The organism is Agitococcus lubricus (assembly GCF_003051055.1).
GTDB lineage: Bacteria > Pseudomonadota > Gammaproteobacteria > Pseudomonadales > Moraxellaceae > Agitococcus > Agitococcus lubricus.
The window spans coordinates 32516-54338 of sequence record NZ_QAON01000017.1 but is presented as its reverse complement, the minus strand read 5'-3'; the positions used below and the strand labels follow the sequence as shown (position 1 = coordinate 54338).

At 44.7% G+C, this 21823-nt stretch carries 16 protein-coding genes; 9 read left to right on the top strand and 7 right to left on the bottom strand.

Annotated features, from left to right (window positions below):
- Window positions 1-209 precede the first annotated feature (209 nt).
- Entirely contained in the window at window positions 210-1553 is a 1344-nt protein-coding gene (locus tag C8N29_RS14110) for a WS/DGAT/MGAT family O-acyltransferase (protein WP_107866717.1), read from the bottom strand.
- 221 nt (window positions 1554-1774) lie between these two features.
- On the opposite strand from C8N29_RS14110, the gene C8N29_RS14105 reads away from it, so the two are divergent.
- Window positions 1775-4132, top strand: coding sequence for a hypothetical protein (locus C8N29_RS14105; RefSeq protein ID WP_107866716.1), 2358 nt, complete (start codon window positions 1775-1777; stop codon window positions 4130-4132).
- Window positions 4133-4204: 72 nt separating this feature from the next.
- On the opposite strand, the gene C8N29_RS14100 is transcribed toward C8N29_RS14105, so the two are convergent.
- Both C8N29_RS14100 and uvrA read right to left on the bottom strand, forming a co-directional pair.
- Window positions 4205-4969, bottom strand: coding sequence for a nitroreductase family protein (locus C8N29_RS14100; RefSeq protein WP_107866715.1), 765 nt, complete (start codon window positions 4967-4969; stop codon window positions 4205-4207).
- 144 nt (window positions 4970-5113) lie between these two features.
- Window positions 5114-7948 carry an excinuclease ABC subunit UvrA gene (gene uvrA / locus C8N29_RS14095; protein WP_107866714.1) on the bottom strand — a complete coding sequence of 945 codons (2835 nt, stop codon included), beginning with the start codon at window positions 7946-7948 and terminating at the stop codon, window positions 5114-5116.
- A 298-nt stretch (window positions 7949-8246) separates the two neighbouring features.
- On the opposite strand from uvrA, the gene C8N29_RS14090 reads away from it, so the two are divergent.
- The 7 genes from C8N29_RS14090 to C8N29_RS17335 all read left to right on the top strand — a co-directional run bounded on the left by C8N29_RS14090 (window position 8247) and on the right by C8N29_RS17335 (window position 16020).
- On the top strand, window positions 8247-9593 hold the full coding sequence (locus tag C8N29_RS14090; protein WP_107866723.1) for an MFS transporter: 1347 nt from the start codon (window positions 8247-8249) through the stop codon (window positions 9591-9593).
- Window positions 9594-9903: 310 nt separating this feature from the next.
- A complete protein-coding gene (gene ssb / locus C8N29_RS14085; protein WP_107866713.1) occupies window positions 9904-10419 on the top strand; it encodes a single-stranded DNA-binding protein in 516 nt (171 codons plus the stop codon).
- A 321-nt stretch (window positions 10420-10740) separates the two neighbouring features.
- Complete coding sequence (locus tag C8N29_RS14080) at window positions 10741-11058, top strand: H-NS histone family protein (RefSeq protein ID WP_107866712.1); 318 nt, start codon at window positions 10741-10743, stop codon at window positions 11056-11058.
- A gap of 401 nt (window positions 11059-11459) precedes the next feature.
- Window positions 11460-12218, top strand: a complete 759-nt coding sequence (gene gspN / locus C8N29_RS14075; RefSeq protein ID WP_107866711.1) for a type II secretion system protein N — start codon at window positions 11460-11462, stop codon at window positions 12216-12218.
- A 54-nt stretch (window positions 12219-12272) separates the two neighbouring features.
- Entirely contained in the window at window positions 12273-13112 is an 840-nt protein-coding gene (locus C8N29_RS14070) for a type II secretion system protein N (RefSeq protein WP_170106999.1), read from the top strand.
- Window position 13113: 1 nt separating this feature from the next.
- Window positions 13114-15072, top strand: coding sequence for a type II secretion system secretin GspD (gene gspD, locus C8N29_RS14065; RefSeq protein WP_107866709.1), 1959 nt, complete (start codon window positions 13114-13116; stop codon window positions 15070-15072).
- Window positions 15073-15087: 15 nt separating this feature from the next.
- A complete protein-coding gene (locus tag C8N29_RS17335; RefSeq protein WP_107866708.1) occupies window positions 15088-16020 on the top strand; it encodes an FHA domain-containing protein in 933 nt (310 codons plus the stop codon).
- 300 nt (window positions 16021-16320) lie between these two features.
- Here C8N29_RS17335 and C8N29_RS14055 read toward each other — a convergent pair whose 3' ends face one another.
- The 3 genes from C8N29_RS14055 to pdhA are packed head-to-tail and all read right to left on the bottom strand — an operon-like array spanning window position 16321 to window position 19498.
- Window positions 16321-17406, bottom strand: a complete 1086-nt coding sequence (locus C8N29_RS14055; protein ID WP_107866707.1) for a dihydrolipoamide acetyltransferase family protein — start codon at window positions 17404-17406, stop codon at window positions 16321-16323.
- Window positions 17403-18383 (bottom strand): alpha-ketoacid dehydrogenase subunit beta, encoded by a 981-nt coding sequence (locus tag C8N29_RS14050; protein ID WP_107866706.1) that lies wholly within the window; start codon window positions 18381-18383, stop codon window positions 17403-17405. Before C8N29_RS14050 ends, C8N29_RS14055 begins: the two co-directional genes overlap by 4 nt.
- Before the next feature lie 35 nt (window positions 18384-18418).
- Window positions 18419-19498, bottom strand: coding sequence for a pyruvate dehydrogenase (acetyl-transferring) E1 component subunit alpha (pdhA, locus tag C8N29_RS14045; protein WP_107866705.1), 1080 nt, complete (start codon window positions 19496-19498; stop codon window positions 18419-18421).
- Window positions 19499-19838: 340 nt separating this feature from the next.
- Between pdhA and C8N29_RS14040 the strand changes: the two genes are divergently transcribed.
- Window positions 19839-20258 (top strand): hypothetical protein, encoded by a 420-nt coding sequence (locus C8N29_RS14040; protein WP_107866704.1) that lies wholly within the window; start codon window positions 19839-19841, stop codon window positions 20256-20258.
- 107 nt (window positions 20259-20365) lie between these two features.
- Here C8N29_RS14040 and C8N29_RS14035 read toward each other — a convergent pair whose 3' ends face one another.
- Window positions 20366-21670, bottom strand: coding sequence for an ABC1 kinase family protein (locus C8N29_RS14035; protein WP_107866703.1), 1305 nt, complete (start codon window positions 21668-21670; stop codon window positions 20366-20368).
- Between the last annotated feature and the right edge of the window lie 153 nt (window positions 21671-21823).

Below are 21823 nucleotides of genomic sequence, written 5' to 3'. Positions count from 1 at the left end.
GCAAGAGTGGTACGGCAGCGAAGTGGTGGCCTCTGCGTGTTTATTGACACGTATCACACGCTAAACTTGTTGTATAAATGTACAGTATTGCAAATTTAACATGAATACTAGTGGTAGGGATAGTGTAATGCGTTATCAAGGTTTGGGGAGGCAGGTTGCCCAACACACGCTCACAAGGGTGAGTTGGGCATGTATAATACGTTAAGGTCTTATGATAAGGTCTCTAATTCGTCAAGCGCATCTTCGAGATAGCCTAACAGGCGTTGCATGCTCGGTAAGGCTTTTCGGCAAGCAATTAAACCAAATTCTAAGCGGTCTACATAACTGGTCAGGGTAATATTCAGCGCCATGCCATCTAACACGATAGAGACTGGATAAAAACCATCGAGCTGAGCGCCGTTCCAGTACATGGGTTCTTTAGGGCCTGGCACATTAGAAATGACAATATTGAATGCCTGTAGCTTAGGCGCGATACCTGTCATCAAATTGAGTCCTGAGATACTAAATACTAAAGCACTATAGGCCATGATTTCACTTTGACTCATACGGCTAAAACGATTTTTAGCATTTTGTACCGAGCGATGAATAATATCCACACGGTCTTGTGCATTCTCTAGATGTGTCCCAAGATTGGCCAAAATCATGGTAATTTGATTGCCACCATCGCTGTCATCTTTGCGTAATGACATGGGAACCATGGCAATGAGGGGCTTTTTGGGTAAGGCATTTAATTCCAATAAATAGGTGCGTAATGCGCCCGCACACATCGCCATGACGATATCGTTAATCGTGACGCCGAGTTTTTTACTAATCGCTTTGATGCGGGGTAAGTCATAAGATTGCGCAGCAAAACGACGTGAGCCGCTAACACGTTGATTTAATATGCTACGTGGTGCTTGAAATACAGACACATAATCAGGGTCTTTGTCATAAGAGGCTTTAATGGCGTCATACAGCTCTTTGCCTACGCGCGGAATACTCGCTGCTTGATGACGTAAACGAGTTAGTGTATCAGCAAAAGTCGATAAAACGGTGGTTTCTTCTTTAGGACGGCGGTCGCGTTTTACCGCCCAAAGCGGGGTTAAGGCTTTTTCGTTGGGGTCGGTAGATAGCGATTTTTGGGCAATACGCATGCCTGCAATTCCATCAACGACGGCATGGTGCATTTTGAAATATAAGGCAAAACGGTTGCCTTCAATGCCTTCGATAAGATGACATTCCCACAAAGGTTTAGCGCGGTCTAATAACGCACTGTGTTCTTGAGAAACATAGGCCAATAATTCACGAATACGGCCTGGTTCGGGTAGGGCAATATGGCGAAAATGATGTTCTAAATCAAACTCATCATCTTCTTCCCAAAACATGCCTTCTAAGCGTTGATTAAAGGGACGCACAGGTGGCGTGACCGCCTTAAAGCGTGCGCCAACTTCTTGCACAAAACGATGGTCTGCACCCTCAGGAATTTTGAATAATAATAAACCTCCCACATGCATGGGTTGTTGCCGACGTTCTAACCATAAAAAGACTTGGTCAATTGGGCCAAGAGCGCGCATGTGAATCTCCTTTCTAATAAATTTTATCACTATCGGTTTTATTGAGTGCTAGCCTAGAGCGTTTGGACGAGTGTGTCTAACACTTTTCAAGCTGCTTTCTACTATTCAAGTTTTGTTCCAACAAGGCAAGGCGTAGCCCGACACCAGTAGGGTTGTATCTACGAATAGCTTGTCTATGCTTTAGGCCATAACACCTCATCATTATTTTAAGGAAAATGGATATGACAGCTCAACGCCAGCCCAAAATAATCGCCAGCATGACCTTGTCGTTATGTTTAATAGCGTGTAATGGCAATGACCATGATACCCCCAAAACAACATCCGCTGGGGCAATGAAGACACTAACGGTGACCCCATCGCTAGGAAAAATAACTAATGCTCGGGTCATTTTACGCAATGCTGCTACCAATACGGTCATTGGCGAGCAAAATACGGGCACTTCAGGCAAAGTGACATTTAATGTGCCTGCTTCAGTCAATGCGGTCATCACCGAGGTACAAGGTGGCAATGGTGCGCAATATTTTGATGAGGCGACAGGCCAAATGACGGCTTTGCCTACCGGTGTCAGTTTGCGTGCGGGTGCAAGTTTGGTGTCGGCAAATAGTGAGTTGGCTATCACCGTCTTAACCGAAGCGGCCTTGCAGTATGCCCAAACCTTAGCGGCTGGAGGCGATATCATGCCTTTTTTACAGACAGCTAAACAGCGTATTGAGCAGGTATTTGGCGTGACCAATATTTCGCAAGCCCCTACATTAGTGGCTAATTCATCGCAATTAGCCGCATTAGGAAGCTCTTTAGCAGAGCGTTATGCCTTAGTCTTAGCCTCGCTCGCAAAGGTGGCGCATCAACAGTTGGGTGCGACAGAGACCGCCCCTGCACTGAAAATGGCACAAGCCTTAAGCCTTGATTTACAAGACGGCGATATTGATGGCTCAGGCAATACAGGCACATTACCCTATGATGTGACGACATTTGCCAGTCAATATCAAACACAAGTCATTAATTTAGTACAAGATTTTATTGGCTCAGTCAGTGAGACGGGTTTTGATTTACAAAAACTACAAGCCTTATTGGCGTATTTACAAAACAATCCCTTAATCTTAGATACGACACCTGTGATACCGCCAATGACATTGGTCGGTTTATTACCCATGACGGCTAAAGTAGGAGACACAATAAAAATATCAGGCGTAGGATTTGCAGCCGACCCAACCCAAATGAAAGTCACCTTTGCGAATAATGTCATTGCACAAATTAGTCATGCGACCGACATAAGTCTGCATGTGATTGTGCCGCAAGGCGCGGTATCAGGCACGATTACGGTAAGCAATTTACAAAATAATACCTCGGCGACTCAACAAGGATTCATTGTTTCTACCTCGGGTGGCGGTGTGGATAAAGTGACTTTTGGTGAGCTTGAATATCATAAAGTGAGCAAACCTATTAACGCCACATACGCGCCAGACCAACTAGTCTGGGATGGTAGTAAATTTGTTGGTTTAGAACGAAGCCGAGATTTTCACAGTGATACGGCTAAACTCACAGTTTGGTTATCGAGTAACGGCATAGATTGGACAACACAAACGACCAATCTAAAAAATCAGTTTCCTGCGATGGCAGCTATGAATAATCGGGTATTTCAGGTGGCTTCGGCATGGCAAGGGAATGTGAGTGACTTAAGCAAAGGTGTGCGTATTGCTAGCAGTGCCGATGGCATCACATGGCAAAGTACGGATGTCAGTGTCGATGGCTTTTCGACTTCCGTCTTAGCGGGAGGCAAATATCTCAATAATCGTTACTTTTTAAGTACAGATACCGACTGTATGCTGATGACATCAAGTGATGCACTGACGTGGACAGCGATAGACCTCAAAACCATTGATACTAGCACCGTTTCTGTTGCATCCCCCTCCAGCTATTGCAGCTTGCCTAGCTATAAAAACGGTAAATATTTAGTTTATCGTGGCATTGTCCCCGTGGGAGGGACATTTAATAATCCAGACCATTATGAAGGCGCGTATTATCAGTCCACCGATGGTCTAAGTTGGTCATTTGCGACGTATAGCTTGCCCGCAGGTTTTAATATCATGGCACAAGGTGGTCGTAGCTTTGAGATTGCCGACCTTGATGGGACGTTAGTGATTCGTTCGCTGTCTAAAGTAGAGTATGTGCGCGACCCTGTGTTGGGTTTCTTATCGGCAGTCACAAAAGAGCAAAAGCTCGCAACTAGCCAAGATGGGGTTAACTGGACATTTGCCGACGCGACAGGAGTGACTTATGCGGCAACGGAGGTGGGTAAGCCTGCACCCATTGGCTTCTTTGGAGTAAAAACAGATACAGGGTATTTGACCTATCATCAGGTATTTAGTGCGGGCGTACCGACACCAAGCGTGACTTACTATACGACAACGGATGGGGTCAGCTATCAAACAGCACCCAATTATGGCTTATTAGCGAGTGGTTTTCCCACGCAGTCGTATAAGCCAATTTATGCCTATTCTCCGACATTAAAACGTTTAGTCGTGATAGACGGTGGTGCACAGGGAAATACTATTCGTATAGGGACTCTGGATTTTTAACCGATGATTGCAAACCCCTAGATAAAGCCTAGACGCTTAGAAGTCTATCTTCTAAGCGTCGTTTTGGCTCACTTACACTTCATGCACAAACAGTTTTCTATCAAACCGCACTTGTGGCCAAAACACGCCATCATCCGCACGTTCGCCTGCACCAATCACCATAATCGGAAACGCACCGTCTTTGAGATGTAATAATTTACTCACGCGTGCTGCATCAAACCCTTCCATCATACAGGTGTCAAAGCCATGCGCTCTAAAGGCTAAAACCAAATTTTCACAGGCAAGGGCGGTACTTTTGGCTGCCCATAATTCGACTTCGCTTTTGGTGTAAGGGCCTCTAGGTACGGCTGCTACTAAGCCGCCCAAGGCAAAAGCGGCTTTTTTGGCATAAGCAAAACTGTTTAAGGGACCTGATGAATAGTTATAAGGAATGAGTTGATAATAACGCTTGACTAAAGGCGGGACATCAGGCATTGGCCATTCACGCAACATTTGTTTGGCAAAGTCATCGATACGGTCGGTACGCGCGACACAGACAATTAATTCCGCAGCCGTTTTGGCGGCCAATTGGCTCATGCAGGCTTTGACTAATTTGGCTTTTTTGTCCGCCGAACGTACCACATAAAACTCCCATTGTTGCAAGCCCGATGAACACGGTGCAAGCAATGCCATGTCTAAACAATCATCTAATACCGCTTGAGGGATGGGTTTCTGGGTGAACTTACGTACGGAACGGCGGCTGGTAATGACTTTACGGAAATTTTCAACGTCAATATCGTGGGGGGCGGGTTCGTAATAACGCTCTTTACCGTTGATAGTGATGGTATTTGTTGACATGGTATAACCCTCATAGATTTATAGTTTGAAATATATCGAACTGTTCGACAGGTGTCAAATTATTATGGTTATGCCCCTAAGACTTTGCTCAGGGGCATCTCAATGTGGCTTGAGTGGAGTCGGATAGCTGAGCGGAGTCGAAGTCTAGGCTTGCGTTAACAAAGGCTTCAAAAAACGACCTGTATGCGATTTTTCGTCTGCAGCGACTTGTTCGGGTGTGCCGATTGCAATCACTTCACCGCCGCCATCACCGCCTTCATAACCCATATCAATCAACCAGTCTGCGGTTTTAATCACATCTAAATTGTGTTCAATAATGACGATGGTGTTTCCATGTTCACGGAGTTGCTGTAGTACAGATAACAACTGTGCAATGTCGTGGAAGTGCAGACCTGTGGTTGGCTCGTCTAAAATATAGAGTGTTTTGCCCGTATCACGTTTTGCTAGTTCACGTGCCAATTTCACTCGCTGTGCTTCACCGCCCGATAAGGTCGTGGCCGATTGACCCAGTGTGATATAGCTCAAGCCAACCGCCATTAAGGTGTGTAGTTTACGGGCAAGGCTAGGCACACTTTCAAAAAAGTGATGTGCATCTTCAACCGTCATATTCAATATTTGCGAGATATTTTTGCCCTTATAACGAATCTCTAGGGTTTCGCGGTTATAACGCTGACCGTGGCACACATCACAGGGGACATACACATCGGGTAAAAAGTGCATGGCGACTTTAATCACGCCATCGCCTTCACAAGCCTCACAACGACCGCCTTTGACATTAAACGAAAAACGACCCGCTGTGTAGCCACGTGAACGGGCTTCTTGGGTGGCGGCAAATAACTCACGAATCGGGGTAAATAAGCCCGTATAAGTGGCAGGATTGGAGCGGGGTGTACGACCAATAGGGCTTTGGTCAATATCAACCACTTTATCTAAATGCTCTAAGCCATGAATACTCTCATAAGGCTCAGGACTTAAGGTGAGAGCACCATTCAGCGCCTTAGCGGTAATGGGATACAGTGTGCCGTTAATGAGGGTTGATTTACCAGAGCCTGATACACCAGTAATACAGGTCATCAGCCCCAAGGGTAGGGTAATACTGACGTTTTTCAGGTTGTTACCTGACGCACCTTTGAGGGTTAATACTTTGTCAGGGTTAAATGCCAAACGCTCGCTCGGGACAGCAATTTTGCTATAACCTGATAAATATTGCCCCGTCAGCGACTCTTTGACTTGCGCGATTTGTGCGGCAGTGCCTTGGGCAATCACGTGACCACCGTGTACCCCCGCTTTAGGGCCAATATCAATGATATGGTCAGCCGCCCGAATGGCATCTTCATCATGTTCAACGACTAAAACCGTATTGCCGAGGTCACGCAGCTTTAGGAGTGTTTGTAATAGACGTTCATTATCACGTTGATGTAAGCCAATGGATGGTTCATCTAACACGTACATCACCCCCATCAACCCTGCACCAATTTGTGACGCTAAGCGAATACGTTGCGCTTCACCGCCTGAGAGTGTCTCGGCTGAGCGTTCTAGAGACAGATAATCTAAGCCCACACTCACCAAAAAGAATAAGCGTTCTCGAATTTCTTTGAGAATTTTTTCGGCGATATCGGCTTTAATCCCACTCAGTTGTAATTGCTCAAAATAATGATGGGCTTGTTTAATAGGTAGTTTAGTCAAACTGGGTAATGATTTGTCGGCGACTAAGACACTACGCGCTTCGGGACGTAAACGCGAACCCTGACAACTTTGACAGGTACTACTCACCAAATATTGTGCTAAGTCTTCACGCACAGCAGGCGATTCGGTTTCCCGATAGCGTCGCTCTAAATGGGGGAGTACCCCTTCAAAGGGCTGTTCTTTGAGTCGCTTATGGCCACGCTCATCGACATAAACAAAAGCAATTTTTTCTTTGCCTGAGCCGTGTAAAAAGAGCTGTTGTATCTTGCTATCTAAGGTTTGCCATGGTGTTTCTAAGCTGATGCCGTAATGTTTGGCAACGGCGGTAATCAGGGCAAAATAGTAGGGGTGTTGTTTGTCCCAACCGCGAATCACGCCTTCATTCAAACTGAGTTCGGGGTGTAAAATTAAATGTGTTGCTGAAAAATGGGAGGTAATCCCTAAACCATCACAACTGGGACACGCTCCCGCAGGATTATTAAAAGAAAATAAACGCGGTTCGAGTTCACTGACCGCATAACCACAATGGGGGCAACTGTGTCGTGAAGAAAATAATAACGGTGCGCCACTGTCGTCCATATAAGCAATCACGGCAATACCATCCGCTAAACGTAAGGCGGTCTCAAACGACTCGGCCAAACGTAATTGCAAATCGGCACGTACCTTAAAGCGGTCAACCACCACTTCAATGCTATGTTTTTTATTTTTTTCTAAAGCGGGACTGTCATCAAGGTCAACCACCAAACCATCAATACGCGCACGGACAAAACCCTGCGATTTTAAGCCTTCAAGCACATGTAAATGTTCCCCTTTACGGTCGCGTACAACGGGGGCAAGCAACATGAGGGCAGTGCCTTCGGGTAGGGCGAGCACCGTGTCCACCATTTGGCTAATGGTTTGTGCTTCTAAAGGAATGTTATGGTCTAAACAATAAGGCGTTCCTACCCGCGCATACAATAAACGTAGGTAGTCGTAAATCTCGGTAATCGTTCCTACCGTTGAGCGCGGATTATGTGATGTTGATTTTTGTTCAATGGCAATCGCAGGCGACAGGCCATCAATGCTGTCGACATCGGGCTTTTGCATCAAGGATAAAAATTGTCGTGCATAAGCAGATAACGACTCTACATAACGGCGCTGACCTTCGGCATATAGGGTGTCAAAGGCTAATGAGGATTTTCCTGAGCCAGATAAGCCCGTAATCACCACCAATTTATCGCGGGGAATATCTAAAGAGATATTTTTTAGATTGTGCGTGCGAGCACCACGAATACGAATAAGATGATTGTTCATAACAAAATAGCTCAAGCAAAAAAGAGAAAATCGTGGCTCGCAAAACAACAGATAGCCTCAATAGAACGACGGAGTATAAGCAAACTTTAGATTAAACGGCAGTCAACAGAAGACAAACAAGGACAATAATTGTCGTGTGTATCGCTGAGGTTTGCTTTTGTGGATGTCAACAAGCGTATAATAGCGCGCCGCTTTTTAGCGAGGATGCATCGAGATGCGTAGTCATCATCGTATTGCGTGTGAAAAAAGCGATTTTGTACCCGCGCCCATATAGACATAGGTAAACTGCATGAAAGGTATGACTCAAGGTGAACGTAAAGCCACACTGGCACTGTCGAGTATTTTTGCCTTAAGAATGCTAGGTTTATTTATGATTATGCCCGTCTTTGCGTTATACGGGCATCAACTACGTGATGCCACGCCCGCATTAATTGGTTTAGCCATCGGGGTTTATGGTCTAGCACAGGCCGTATTACAAATTCCTATTGGTTTATTAGCTGACCGTATGAATCGTAAAGTGTTAATTGTTCAAGGGCTGATGTTGTTTGCGGTGGGCGGAGCAGTGGCCGCTCTGTCAGACTCCATTTGGGGCGTGATTATTGGTCGCACGATTCAAGGGGCAGGTGCAATTTCGGCAGTGGTGATGGCTTTATTAGCCGATTTAACCCGCGAAGAGCAGCGAACCAAAGCCATGTCCACGATTGGCATGAGCATCGGTTTATCGTTTGCCGTTGCTTTTGTGATTGGCCCATTTGTCGCCGCACACTTTGGTTTAAGTGGTTTGTTTTGGGCAACATCTCTGTTAGCAGTCATGGGTTTAGGCTTAATGATGACCGTTCCTACACCAACCATCACCCTCAAACAAACACATCAAACGTATGGGCAACAATTAAGGCAGAGTGTGGTTCATGGCGAATTAAGCCGACTAAATATAGGGATTTTTGTCTTGCATCTCGTGATGACGGCAAGTTTTGTATTACTCCCGCATTTATTAACCGATTATGCCCATTTGCCTGCGAGTCAACATGGTTGGGTTTATCTACCTATTGTACTTGGTGGCTTTGTGGCGGCGGTACCCGCGATTATTATTGCCGAAAAGAAACGTAAAATTAAGCAGGTTTTTGTGGCAGGTATTGCGTTACTAACGGTTAGTTTAGTGTTGCTTGCACAAGGATACCCGCAAAAATATACCTTACTTATGGGTATCAGTGTATTTTTTATCGCCTTTAATTTACTAGAAGCCTTATTACCTTCTTTACTCAGTAAAATCGCACCCGCAGGGACAAAAGCCACGGCCATGGGGATTTATGCCAGTAGCCAATTTTTAGGGGCATTTTGTGGCGGGGTATTGGGTGGAATATTATATGGTTTACACAGCATTAGTCTCGCCTATATTATTTTGGCATTATGCAGCATATTGTGGTTAGTTGTTGCCCTCACGATGCAGTCTCCTCGTTTCTTACACAGTATGATGCTCAATATTAATCCATGTACTCAGGCAGAAGCAGCCGTATTGCTGGCTAAATTGCAACCTGTCGTCGGGGTAGAAGAAGTTGTCGTATTGGCGCAAGAAGGCGTGGTTTACCTCAAAGTAGACAAAGAACGACTCGATGAGCCTTCTCTGAAAAACCTTGTACTCGCGTAGACATTTGTCGTTCTGATGTTCTGTGCTGTTGAAAAAATACTTGACTAAGATAATAATGCCTATTGCGCCAAACCTTCAGGCTGTTTACTGCTTGCCTACGTCATGCGTATGTGCTTCTTAGACGCCCAGAGCCAATTGGTGCGATATCGTAATTCACTGAAGTGACATGCAAGTCTGGCGTAGTGAGCATTCATCTTGTGTATAAACAGGCTACGTCGAACAACCAATTGTATACAAATAGCTTTGTGATAGAACATCTTAACCGTTTGATATTTTGAACATAGTATTACCATAGAGGGTTGAACATATTATGCGTGGTGTAAATAAAGTTGTGTTATTAGGAACTGTGGGTCGAGATCCAGAAGTGCGTAGTTTAGGGGCATCAGGCAGTACAGTGACCACTGTTTCTGTTGCCACCAGTGAAGCGTGGAAAGATAAAAACACAGGGCAATTAACCGAACAAACCGAATGGCATCGAGTGGTATTTTATGGCCGTCTGGCTGAAATTTCGGGTGAATATTTGCGTAAAGGGAGTAAAGTCTATGTCGAAGGCTCATTACATACCCGTAAATGGCAGGATAAAACCACAGGCCAAGACCGATATTCCACCGAGATTAAAGCCTCCGTTATGCAGTTGATTGATGGACGTTCGTCCAATAATAATCAAAATATGGGTGGCTATGACAACGACTATGGCTATAACAACAATAATAATTATAGCCAGCAAGACGATTATCAATCTTCAGCGCGTAATACAGCGAATAAATCGCCCAGTCGTCCAGCCCCAGCAATGCATAATGACTTAGACGACGATTTGCCGTTCTAAAGACTTTTCTAGGATTATCTATACCTCGTATATAGATAATCCTTTTGCCAGTCTTGTATATTTTTTGCAAAATTAGCCACGTTCTTTATTAAAAATATAAAAAAGTTATTTTCATTATCCTTTTTTTGCTTTATCTTTGGCCTCCATTATTATTGCGTACTTAAGCATATTATATGTTGATTTATTGCGGCATGTTTGTTGTCCCGTAATCAACCAAATTCGTGTGATATACCGTTTGTATAACGACAGATAATCCCTTGTAGTTTTGTGTTGAAACTACAATACCCCTTATATTTGAGATTATTAAACAGAGGAACCGATATGACTATCGACTTAAGCTCATTAAGTGTAGAAGAGTTAAATGCTGTTATTGTTGAGGCACAACAGTTAATTAAAGCAAAAAGAAAATCATCTATCAAACAAGCTCGCGCTAAAGTAGAGCAAATGGCTGCTGAGTTAGGGATTACAGTAGAAGAGTTAATGGCCGTGAAAACCGAAGTCGCTGCTGTTAAAAAAGTAGAACCTCGTTATCGAAATCCTGCAAATGCAGACGAAACATGGACTGGTCGTGGGAAGCAACCTCGTTGGTTAGCAACCGAACTTGCCGCAGGTAAGTCCTTAGACCAATTTTTAATCTAAGACTCGCCTTGACAAAAAAGCCTCTCAAATAGAGGCTTTTTTATTTGACAAATCGCTTCACTGTGCATTAAGAATAGAAAAGCGACGCATCGCTAATAGATATAAAAAAACAACCTTATAGCGTCTAAAAGCAGCGTATGATGTGCTGACTGTCTGAGTTCGCTGATAAATAGAAAAACGACATCATACGTATTGTTAATGACCTCAACGATTTATTATTTGTCATATTCGATAGGTATTCTTAGCGGCTGTTGACGTTTTGGTTGCGGCTCACACCTAAAACATCAACAGAGTCCCTAAGACCCTGATGCTGAACTTGGCAATTTTTGCACCTTTATACAGAAGCCTGTCTTCGGCTTGTTGCGGTGTATGACGCTGGCATGTGAATAAGTTATTGATATATGTTTAAAAAAATTGACCATAGTGACAAAGAAGCACGTGCGTATAATTGGGCATTATTTGCAACCATTTTGTTGCTGTTGGCGTTAATTATCCAAACTCCTGCCCGTGTCGCCGCTAAACTGCTGCCCTTGGCTGTACGTAATATGGTGACTGACTGGGGGGGAAGTGTGTGGCGAGGTCAGGCGAATATTGTTTATCAAGGCTTTGCCGGCCAACTTCGATGGTCTTTATTGCCTGCCAAGTTATTAACCTTAAAATTGGCGGCAGATATTGAGTGGTTGAGCCCGCATAGTCGATTAAAAACACAGGCACAGTGGGGCATGGGACAATGGCAGTTGCTGCAGTTGCAAGGTGATGTGTCGCCGCTTGAACTACAGGCCATATTACCCGATTGGCGATTACCACCCCAGCCTTTAGCCTTAGAGCAAATCACGCTCAAGTATCAACAACACGCATGGACACAGGGTCAGGGGCAGATACAGTGGCAAGGTGGGGCTGTTGATTATGTCTTGAATGGTCAACAACAAAAAATAAATCTCCCTGCCATCACGATGGATGTGACTCATCAAAATAATAATTTAGTATTAACGATGGTAGAGCAACAAACTCGAGCCAAATTAGCCTTATTTACGGTAACAAAAGACCGTTTACAAAGTCAGTTAAGTCAGCGTTTATTGGCGTATTCTCCCAATTATCGTGGGGTCGCTGAGCCTGATGCGATTGTGGTGACGACTTCACAGCCTTGGAATAGTTTCTAAGGTCATTTGTTTATCAGCATGGCTCTATTATCCATGAGTAGATTAGGAGTGGGTGTGAAAACGCCATCTTTGACATCAATCACACAATATAATCGTCAGATTGCACGGCTGATTATGTTGGTAGCGACCTTATACTTTGCTTGGCGTATGTCGAGTTTATTATGGTTATTAGCAGGTCAGGATAAAATGCCCTTAAATCCACCAGCTCAATCCCAGCAAACCAGTACTTCGGCTATGGTTGATAGCAGCCGTTTGGCGAGCTTTACGTTGTTTAAGAGTGCACCTATAGAGTCAAGCCCGAATGCGGCTGCTAATGCACCAGAAACGGCCTTACAACTCAAATTAGATGGTGTATTTGTGAGTGTCGAGAAAACACGTTCCAGTGCAATTATCAGTGAGCAAGGTCAAACCGTCGGTAAATTATACAAAGTAGGGCAGCAAGTCGCAGGTGGTGCAACGTTATCGGCTGTGTTTGTCGATAAGGTGTTACTGCAACGTAATGGGAATGATGAGGTGCTACGCTTTGTCAAAACCAATTTACTCGGTGGCGATGCGCCTGTTACGACGCCCAATGCGCCCGCAAACACAGGTGCGCAGGCGCGGCAAATGTTAGGTCAAGCCATCAATCGCTTAAATACAGACCCCAGTGGCTATTTGGCAGAAATGGGGTTATTGGCGAAAGGCCAAGGTTACGAAATCAGTGATAATGCCCCTGCGCATTTACGTCGCAGTATTGGTTTGCGTACAGGTGATAAAATTTTGAAGTTAAACGGTCAAGTTTTGGGAAATCCTCAAGCAGACAAAGATTTATTACAGCAAGTACAACAGTCAGGGCATGCCCGTATAGAAATTCTGCGTGGCAGCCAAACATTAACTATTGAGCAAACTTTTTAATATGAATCTACGTCAATCTTTTATTGCCTTGTCATTGTTGATGGCGTTAACAGGCACAGCGTCGGCTAAAACATGGAAAGTGAACTTAAAAGAGGCCGATATTTCTGCGCTAGTCACCGAAGTGTCCGAGATTACAGGTAAAAACTTTATTGTCGACCCGCGCGTCAAGGGCAATATCACAGTCATTTCCAGCAAACCCTTATCTTCTGATGCCGTCTATGAATTATTTTTAGGGGTATTGAGTGTGAATGGTTTTGCGGCAGTCCCCGCAGGCGATGCCATTAAATTAGTACCAGATGTTAATGCCAAGCAAAACGCGGTACCCTTTGATTTACGCAATAAAGCCAAAGGTGAGGCGCTAATTACCCGCGTGATTATGCTCGAAAACACCAATGCTAACGAACTCGTGCCTGTCATTAGACCCTTGTTGCCACAATTTGCACATTTGGCGGCAGTCAATGGTTCAAATGCTTTAGTCATCTCCGACCATGCCAATAATATCAGTGAAATCGAAAGTTTAATTAAAACCCTCGACACAGGTGAAGGTGACGAGTTAGAAATTATTTTGCTGAAAGAGGTCCGTGTCGATGACGTCTTGTCGATGTTAGATAGTCTGACCTCCACGACGGCTAACAAAGACATGCGTGGCTCGCGTATTCGTTTAGTGGCGGATAATCGCGGTAATCGGTTATTACTCAAAGGTGATGCGCGTGCGCGCAAACGTATTCGTGATGTGATTGCGCAATTAGATAAACCTGCGGCTGACCGATTAGCAGGCGTGCGTGTCATTCGTTTGCAACATGCCAGCGCAAAACAGGTTGCCGAAGTGTTGCGTTCGTTGGTTGCAGACAGTGGCAGCAGCAGTAAACCTGCGACTGGCTCAGGCACTAATAATAACAATACGAGTAGTGCCGCGAGTGGTAATGGCGTCAATTTAATTGCCGATGAGAGTCAAAACGCGCTCGTGATTAAAGCAGACCCGTCGTTAATGCGAGAGTTAGAGTCTGTCGTACAACAATTAGACCAACGACGTTCTCAAGTATTAATCCAAGCGGCTATTTTAGAAATCTCTGGCGAAAATGCAGCGCAATTGGGTGTGCAATGGGCAGCGGGCGACCCTAACAAAGGCGTAGGCTTAGTCAATTTTAATAATGCGGGTAATAGTTTAACCAGTTTGGCAGCCTTAGCGACACAGACTAATGTCACCAGTTTGCCGACGGTCAACGGTGCATCTTTTGCTTTTGGTCAACAAAATACGGACAGTAATGGAAATAAAAGTTTTTATGGGGCGTTAATTCAAGCGGTTAACACCATGAGTAATGCCAACTTATTATCAACACCCAGTATTATGACGATTGATAATCAAGAAGCAAAAATTGTCGTCGGTCAAAATGTGCCCTTTATTACGGGCTCGAGTACCTCTAGTAGCTCAGGAACGAGTAACCCATTTACGACCATTGAACGGCAAGATGTGGGTATTACCCTAAAAGTTGTCCCGCATATTGGAGAAGGTGGCACCGTCAAGCTAGAAGTAGAACAAGAAGTGTCTTCTGTGGTACCGAGTGTTGCAGGAGTTGATTCGGCGGACTTGATTACTAACAAGCGTTCGATTAAAACTACTATTCTAGCGGATGATGGTCAGACCATCGTACTAGGGGGATTAATTCAGGAGGATAATAGTCAATCTGTGAGCGAAGTCCCACTTTTGAGTAAAATCCCCTTATTAGGGCACTTATTTCGTTCAAAGAGTGATAGCAAAACGAAGCGAAATTTATTAGTGTTTCTACAACCATTAATTTTGCGCGACAGCGCGGGTGCGGCTAAGTTAACATCACAACAATATCAACAAATTCGTGTGTTACAGCTTGATGTTGGTGTAAAGGGGCAGTTAAACCGTTTACCCGAACAAATTAACCAAATTTACCAAGGTGCCACTAAGGTCGCACCTAAATCGCAATAGGGAAGAGAAATAGTCATGTTAAAGTTACAGTTTGTTGATCGGCGCCAGCCTGCATTTTGGTTGGTCGACCCTCGTTTAACGATTGGCCGTGATAAGACCAATAATCTTGTTATCAACGATGAAGGCGTCAGCGTTTTTCATGCTGAGTTACAACAAGAAGAGGGCAAATTGTATTTACGTGATACGGGTAGTGTAAACGGTACCTTCTTAAATGGAGAGCCTGTTTCCAAACGGGTTGAAGTGAAGGTGGGTGACGTCATTCGTTTACATTTAGTTGAATTACAAATCATTGACCCGACTAAAGCCCCTCCAGAGCCTCCACCACAAGCCCTTAAACGGGACTTGCCTAAACCCCCCCCTTTATGGCAAGTCAAAGCCATGACGGGTGTTATTTCGGGGCGTATGTTCCCAATTGAGGGTACTAACGTCATTGGTCGTGACCCACATTGTGATATTGTGGTTGGCGGTGCGCATGTATCTCGTCGTCATGCCGAGTTTTCCATTCGTGCAGGTCAGTTATGGGTGAAAGATTTAGGTTCATCAAACGGTACCTTCGTCAATGGTAAGCGTTCTGACGAAACGACACTGCAAAACGGTGACGAAGTTAAATTTGATGCGATGATTTTTAAAATTATTGGCCCAGCAGAGACCACCCCGCACACTGACTTTGAGGAAGAGGCCGAGCGTACACAGTTCCGTCCTGTCGTGAATATCCCTGCAGCAAAACCTGCGGTCGCGCCTAAACAACCGTCACCCGCCCCTGTGAATCACGCACCTAAGCCAGCCGCTTCGGTATCGCCCATCCCAGCCGCACGCCCAGCGCCAGCGCCTGTGGAGTCAACACCTAGTCAAGTGCCCGCGCCCGCAGAAAGCAAAAATGGCATGGGTATGATTGTGATTATTATCTTGATTGCGATTGCCTTATTTGCGATTTATCAGATGGCCTAGGGGGTGTTGACGTTTTGATTGTGGTTGCGAAAGAGACTATTTTTTAGAGGATATGAGGCGTGAAGCCGATAGTTTGGTTATTCCAACTAAGCGATGAACAACAAAGTAGCCTCAAAAAATAGTTCTTTCCCTGTAGGTTGCGTTAAAAATAGACTCATTTTATGTTACAAAACTTGCCAATAGAACGACTATTAACTGCGTTTTGTGCCTTGCCTGAGTCAATTTTTATCAGCCGCACACCAAACCTCAACAGACCCTAATCTGCTTCGCAAATTGCTTAGCACTAAAAAGCCTCAAGACTCAGACTTGGGGCTTTTTGTTTGAGCGCCGACTAAGGGGTGTTTGTAACTTCTCAATCAGGGTAGCCAAAAATTTAGCAGCCTCACCACCTGTTAGTGCCCGATGGTCAAAGCTGAATGATAAGGGAATCACAAGTCGCGTTTTGATATCACCTTTATTTGTGAGTGTATTGTGGCGATACAGCCGACCTATCCCCAAAATGGCCACTTGTGGTGGCATGACCATGGGCGTTGCAAAACGGCCAGCAAACACCCCAAAATTAGAAACCGTGATTGTCGCACCTTGTAATTGCTCTGCGCGTAATTGGTGTGCCTGTGTTTGTTGTTTGAGCTCTTTTATTTTTTCGCTAATTTGACGCTCAGATAGCGTATCCACCTTAGGAATGACAGGAACAAATAAACCGTGTGGGCTATCTATGGCGATACCTAAATGGATATGTTCATGCACAATGAGACTATTGTCGATAAGCCACGCATTCGTTAATGGCGACTGTCGGCAACTGGCTATTAATCCGTTGATTACCTGCGTTAAGATGCCTTGTGGCGAGGACTGTTTGACATATACCTCATCAAAAATAGTCACTAAGGCCACGGTTTGCTGTGCGTGTGTCATATGTTGCGACATACTGAGGCGTGCGCCCGTTAATTGCTGGGGCTGACGGTCTGACGATATAGAGAGCAGGCGTGTAGAAGCCGACAAATTTTGTTGTGCTTGTCTTTGTTCGTCTGTGTTAAAGCGGTCTTTGCCGAGTATAAAATGCTGTGTACTAGCGGTTGTGTTGGCTTCTACTAATGAACCGACCACACTGACGCTCGTTGTTGCGGATGGAGGATGTCGCTCTATCTTGTCTTCTGTGGTGCGATACGTAAACAGCGCTGCGCCGACTTTGACTAAGGCGTTTGTGGGGCATAAGGCTTCGATAAAAAATAAATCTTCGGGGGCTGGAATGTCAACAATGGCTTTAGCCGTTTCTACAGCCATAATCACTGTACCTTGAGATACGGCCTGTGCGTTGGTAATGTACCATTCAACAACCGTCGCTTCGTGTAGGCCTTCGCCTAAATCGGGTAGGCTAAAGGTTTTCATCTCTTTGCCTCCATGAGTTGTTGCGCAGTGCGGACAATATCCTCAACTTGTGGCAAATACACGGCTTCTAATTTGAAGTAGGGCACAATCACATCGGGAGGACTTAAAATCTTAATGGGGGCGCGTAAGGCATAAAACGCATGTTCGGCAAGTCGTGCGGCAATATCGCTCCCTAGTCCACCCGATTTAACCGCTTCTTGCACAATTAAGCAGCGACCAGTCAGTGCTACTGACTGAATAATGGTTTCCATGTCTAAGGGTTTAAGACAGGCCACATCAATCACTTCGCACGCTATCCCCTGTGTGGCCAAACTATCTGCCGCACGCAAACAGTCCTGTACCCATGAACCCCAACATACGAGCGTCAAGTCATGGCCTTTGCGCCACACCAAACATTGCTCTAAGGGCAGGGCTATACCATTATCGTCAAGTTCTTCTTTGAAGCTGCGATAAATCCGTTCAGGCTCTAAAAAAATCACAGGGTCAGGACTACGAATGGCTGCCAGTAATAAACCATAAGCTGTCCGAGGTGAGGAAGGGGCAACAACGCTTAGCCCTGCACAATGGGTCAGTATGGCTTCTGTACTTTCGGAATGATGCTCGGGCGCATGAATGCCACCCCCAAAAGGGACTCGAATCGTTAATGGGCAGGATAGTCGACCACGCGTACGGTTACGTAAACGTGCGGCATGTGAAATTAAATGCTCCAACGCGGCATAAATAAAGCCCATAAATTGTATTTCTGCAACAGGACGTAAGCCTTGACTACTCATACCTACGGCAAGCCCTGCAATCAAGGTTTCAGCTAATGGGGTATCTAATACCCGTTTGGCACCAAAACGCTCGCGTAAGCCAACTGTTGCTCTAAATACTCCCCCATTTTTGCCGACATCTTCGCCCAAAATAATCACCCGCTCATCTTCACTCATGGCGCGTGCTAGGGCTAAATCGACCGCTTCGACTAAATTGGCTAACATGCTCTTTGTCTCCTCATTGCCAGCAGCAAGCGGTATTAGTGAGATAGACCTTTCAACCGTAAAAAGGCTTGCTGTTGTTGGGCTAGGTCGGTGGGTAAATGACTATAAACATGCGTAAACATATCGCTAATGGCAGGTGAGGCTAACTGTAAATAAGCCGTCACAGCCTCCTCAATCTCATGTTTGAGCCGTGTTTCTAACGCTTGTTGTTGTGCATCTTGCCAATGGCGGGTGTGTTCTAAAAATAGCCTAAACCGTTTTAGAGGCTCTTGTTCTTCTGCGTGTTGCCGTTGTTCTAGACTGGCATAACGGCTCATGTCATCGGCTGTGGTATGGTCGCATAAGCGATAAGTCACCGCTTCAATCAGTGTCGCACCTTTGCCCGAACGCGCCCGTTCTAAGGCTTCTTCTAAGGCCATCATCAAGGCAAAAAAATCGTTACCATCAACACGACAAGCTACAATACCTGCGGCTACGGCTTTTTGTGCAAGTGTCGCACAAGCGGTTTGTTGGCTGAGTGGCACAGAAATTGCCCATTGATTATTGTTGATGACGACGACTAAGGGTAAATGCCATACCCCTGCTAAATTCAAGGCTTCGTAAAAGTCTCCTCGGGAACTGGCACCATCTCCACAAGTGCTAACGACGGCTTGTTTTTTTTGTTGAAGTTTTAGTGCGGTGGCGACGCCTGCTGCATGGGTAATTTGTGTGGCAATCGGAATACACGCGGGTAAATCTTGATTATTGGTATGGTATGAGCCCCATTCGTCACCGCCCCAGAATTGTAGAATAGACGCCATTTTCATGCCGCGACATAATTGTGCCGCTTGGTCACGGTAGTAAGGCACAAAAACATCGTTGGCTTGGAGACTAAAACCAATGGCCGTACTAATGGCTTCCTGACCTAAACAACTGGCGTAAGTGCCGAGCTGGCCTGTCCGTTGTAGGGCAACGGCACGTTGGTCAAATAAACGGGTGCGCCATAAGTGCTCATAAGCGGCTAAGTGGCATTGTGTGTCATTTAATGTGTCCGATAATGGCTGTCCAAGCCTGCCATTGGGTAGTAATACCTGATAGATAGGATAGTTCGGTGCGGCTAGTGAGGCTATATTCATGGCTAATACCGCCATAAAGAAAGTGTTATTTATTTGAGTGTAGAACAAATTAAGCAAAAGATATGAAGCAAAAAGTTTATAATTTTGTGATATAAATCAATAATTGTCGTATTTTGTAGCATTGTAATTTAGATTTTCGTTTTATAGATAAGTGGTAGCTAATTACCGTCAAAAAAGTTTGCACGATTTTTTCAATAGCACACACTTGAATAGTCTAAAAATGAATGAAACATAATCTATGTAGTGGGTTAGTTTAGTGTGTATTTTGTACATAAATATTGTGCAAAAAATAACGGCATACTACTATGGTTAACCTAAAAAGAGTGTATCGGAGAGATGTATGACGATGGCTATTCCAATAGAAAATACGAATCCTTATGGTTTTGGTGCAAATACCCTTGAGCAATTGCAGCGCTATTTACAACGCACCGTGAATAATATCTGCTTTGCTTCAGAAGAAGATTTATATGCAGCCATGGTGATTGAATCCTTGCAGCAACAAATAGAAGCCTTGCAACAAGAAATCAGTACACTTAAACAACAACAAGTGAATATGTCGCAAGTAGTGGATATTCAGCTCTTAAAAGCAAAATATGAGTACGAAAAGGCCTTAGATAGCCAACGCTTAGAATATTGCATGACGCATGAAGTGTTATATGCCGATGGTCAAATATACGCGAATCTTGAAACGGAAGAAGTCATCGATGGGGATTACCGTGCGGCATTAGATAAAATTATGGGTGCACTCAATTTTAGTTAAGTGATGTCAGTCGCTCTCAACACAGATACATGCCGATAAAATCATGCCGCCTCAATGAGTTTGGTGGCTAATATAGGGGGAGTAGATACGCCCCCCCTTGAGCGCAGTTATGCTTGGCTGAGATACCCCATGAGTGGTTTGTTAAGATTGATATTCACGCCTAAATTGACAAAATTCCAATAATGCCCCCCAATCGCCCGATTCACCATCATTGTTTCGGCACTGGGTTGAAAACTATCCCAATATTTCATCAATGATTTAATTTTAGCTAACACTTGGTCATGTACATGGCTATGGGCAAAATCAAACTGTGGGTTTTTGAGTGGCGCAAGTAGAATTTCAATCCATTCTAAATAATATTCAGGCGGGACTTCTCCAATCTGGGTGCGAATACCTAAATCACGTAGTACAACCTCCACCGTTGCATAATCATTAGCCAGTGCAGCCCTGACCAGCCGTTTCATGTCGTTGACTAACAAAGGATTTAAGCGTTTTATACAGCCAAAATCATAAATAATCAGGCTACCATCTGCTCTAAAGGCAAAGTTACCAGGATGCGAATCACAGTGTAGGGCATGTAAGTGATACATCTGCTCACACAACACATGAAATAAACGCTCACCAATTTCGTTGCGTATTGCCGTTGGATAGTGTTTGGCTTGGCTTAAACTATCGCCTGCCTCATAGCTGAGTGTTAATACACGTCGACTTGAATAGTCTGTATAGACTTGCGGAATAATGACTTTGTCATCGTGTACGTGAAAGGCACGAAACTCTGTTAAGTTCGCTGCTTCTTGTACATAATCCAGTTCGGCATGTAAGGAGCTACGGATTTCATCAAACAATTTTTCTTGAAGCTCTTTACTGAGTTTAATCACCCCTGCAAGTTTTAAGGCCATACGCAGATGTTTTAAGTCAGACTCACAGCACTCATCAACGCCAGGGTATTGGATTTTGACAATAACCTGCTCGCCTGTGACGAGTTTTGCTTTGTGCACTTGGCCAATAGAGGCAGCAGCAAAAGGCGTTTCCTCAAATTCAGCAAATTTTTCGTGTGGTTTAGCGCCTAGCTCATGCAAAATTTGTTGCTCGATGATGCTAAATGGCATCGGCGGGGCTTCTTTTTGTAGTTTAGTCATTGCCGCAGCAATTTCGGGCGGAAAGATGTCTTGATATTGGGAGGCTATTTGACCCACCTTCATGACAGCACCTTTCATTTCACCCAAGGTATTGGCTATTTGTTTGCCAATTTCTTGATACATTTCGCTGCGTGCTTCGGCTTTTTGTTCGGCGCTCCCCACAAGGCTTTTGACCGAATTGCTCATGACTTTGCCTGTAATACTGGCCGTCATGCCTGCCAAGCGCATAAACCGTTTGGTCGGGGTGTTGGCATGTTTATTATTATCACTCATTCTCTGAATCCTATGTAATGCCTGACAGGATGGCAACACTATACGGGGCTATTTGTGTATTGTAGAGTTATCTATCGTCTACCGTTGTGTCAATGTGATATCTGTCATTATTTATTCATATTAGCCTTGTAAGCTAGGTTTTAATCAATACAA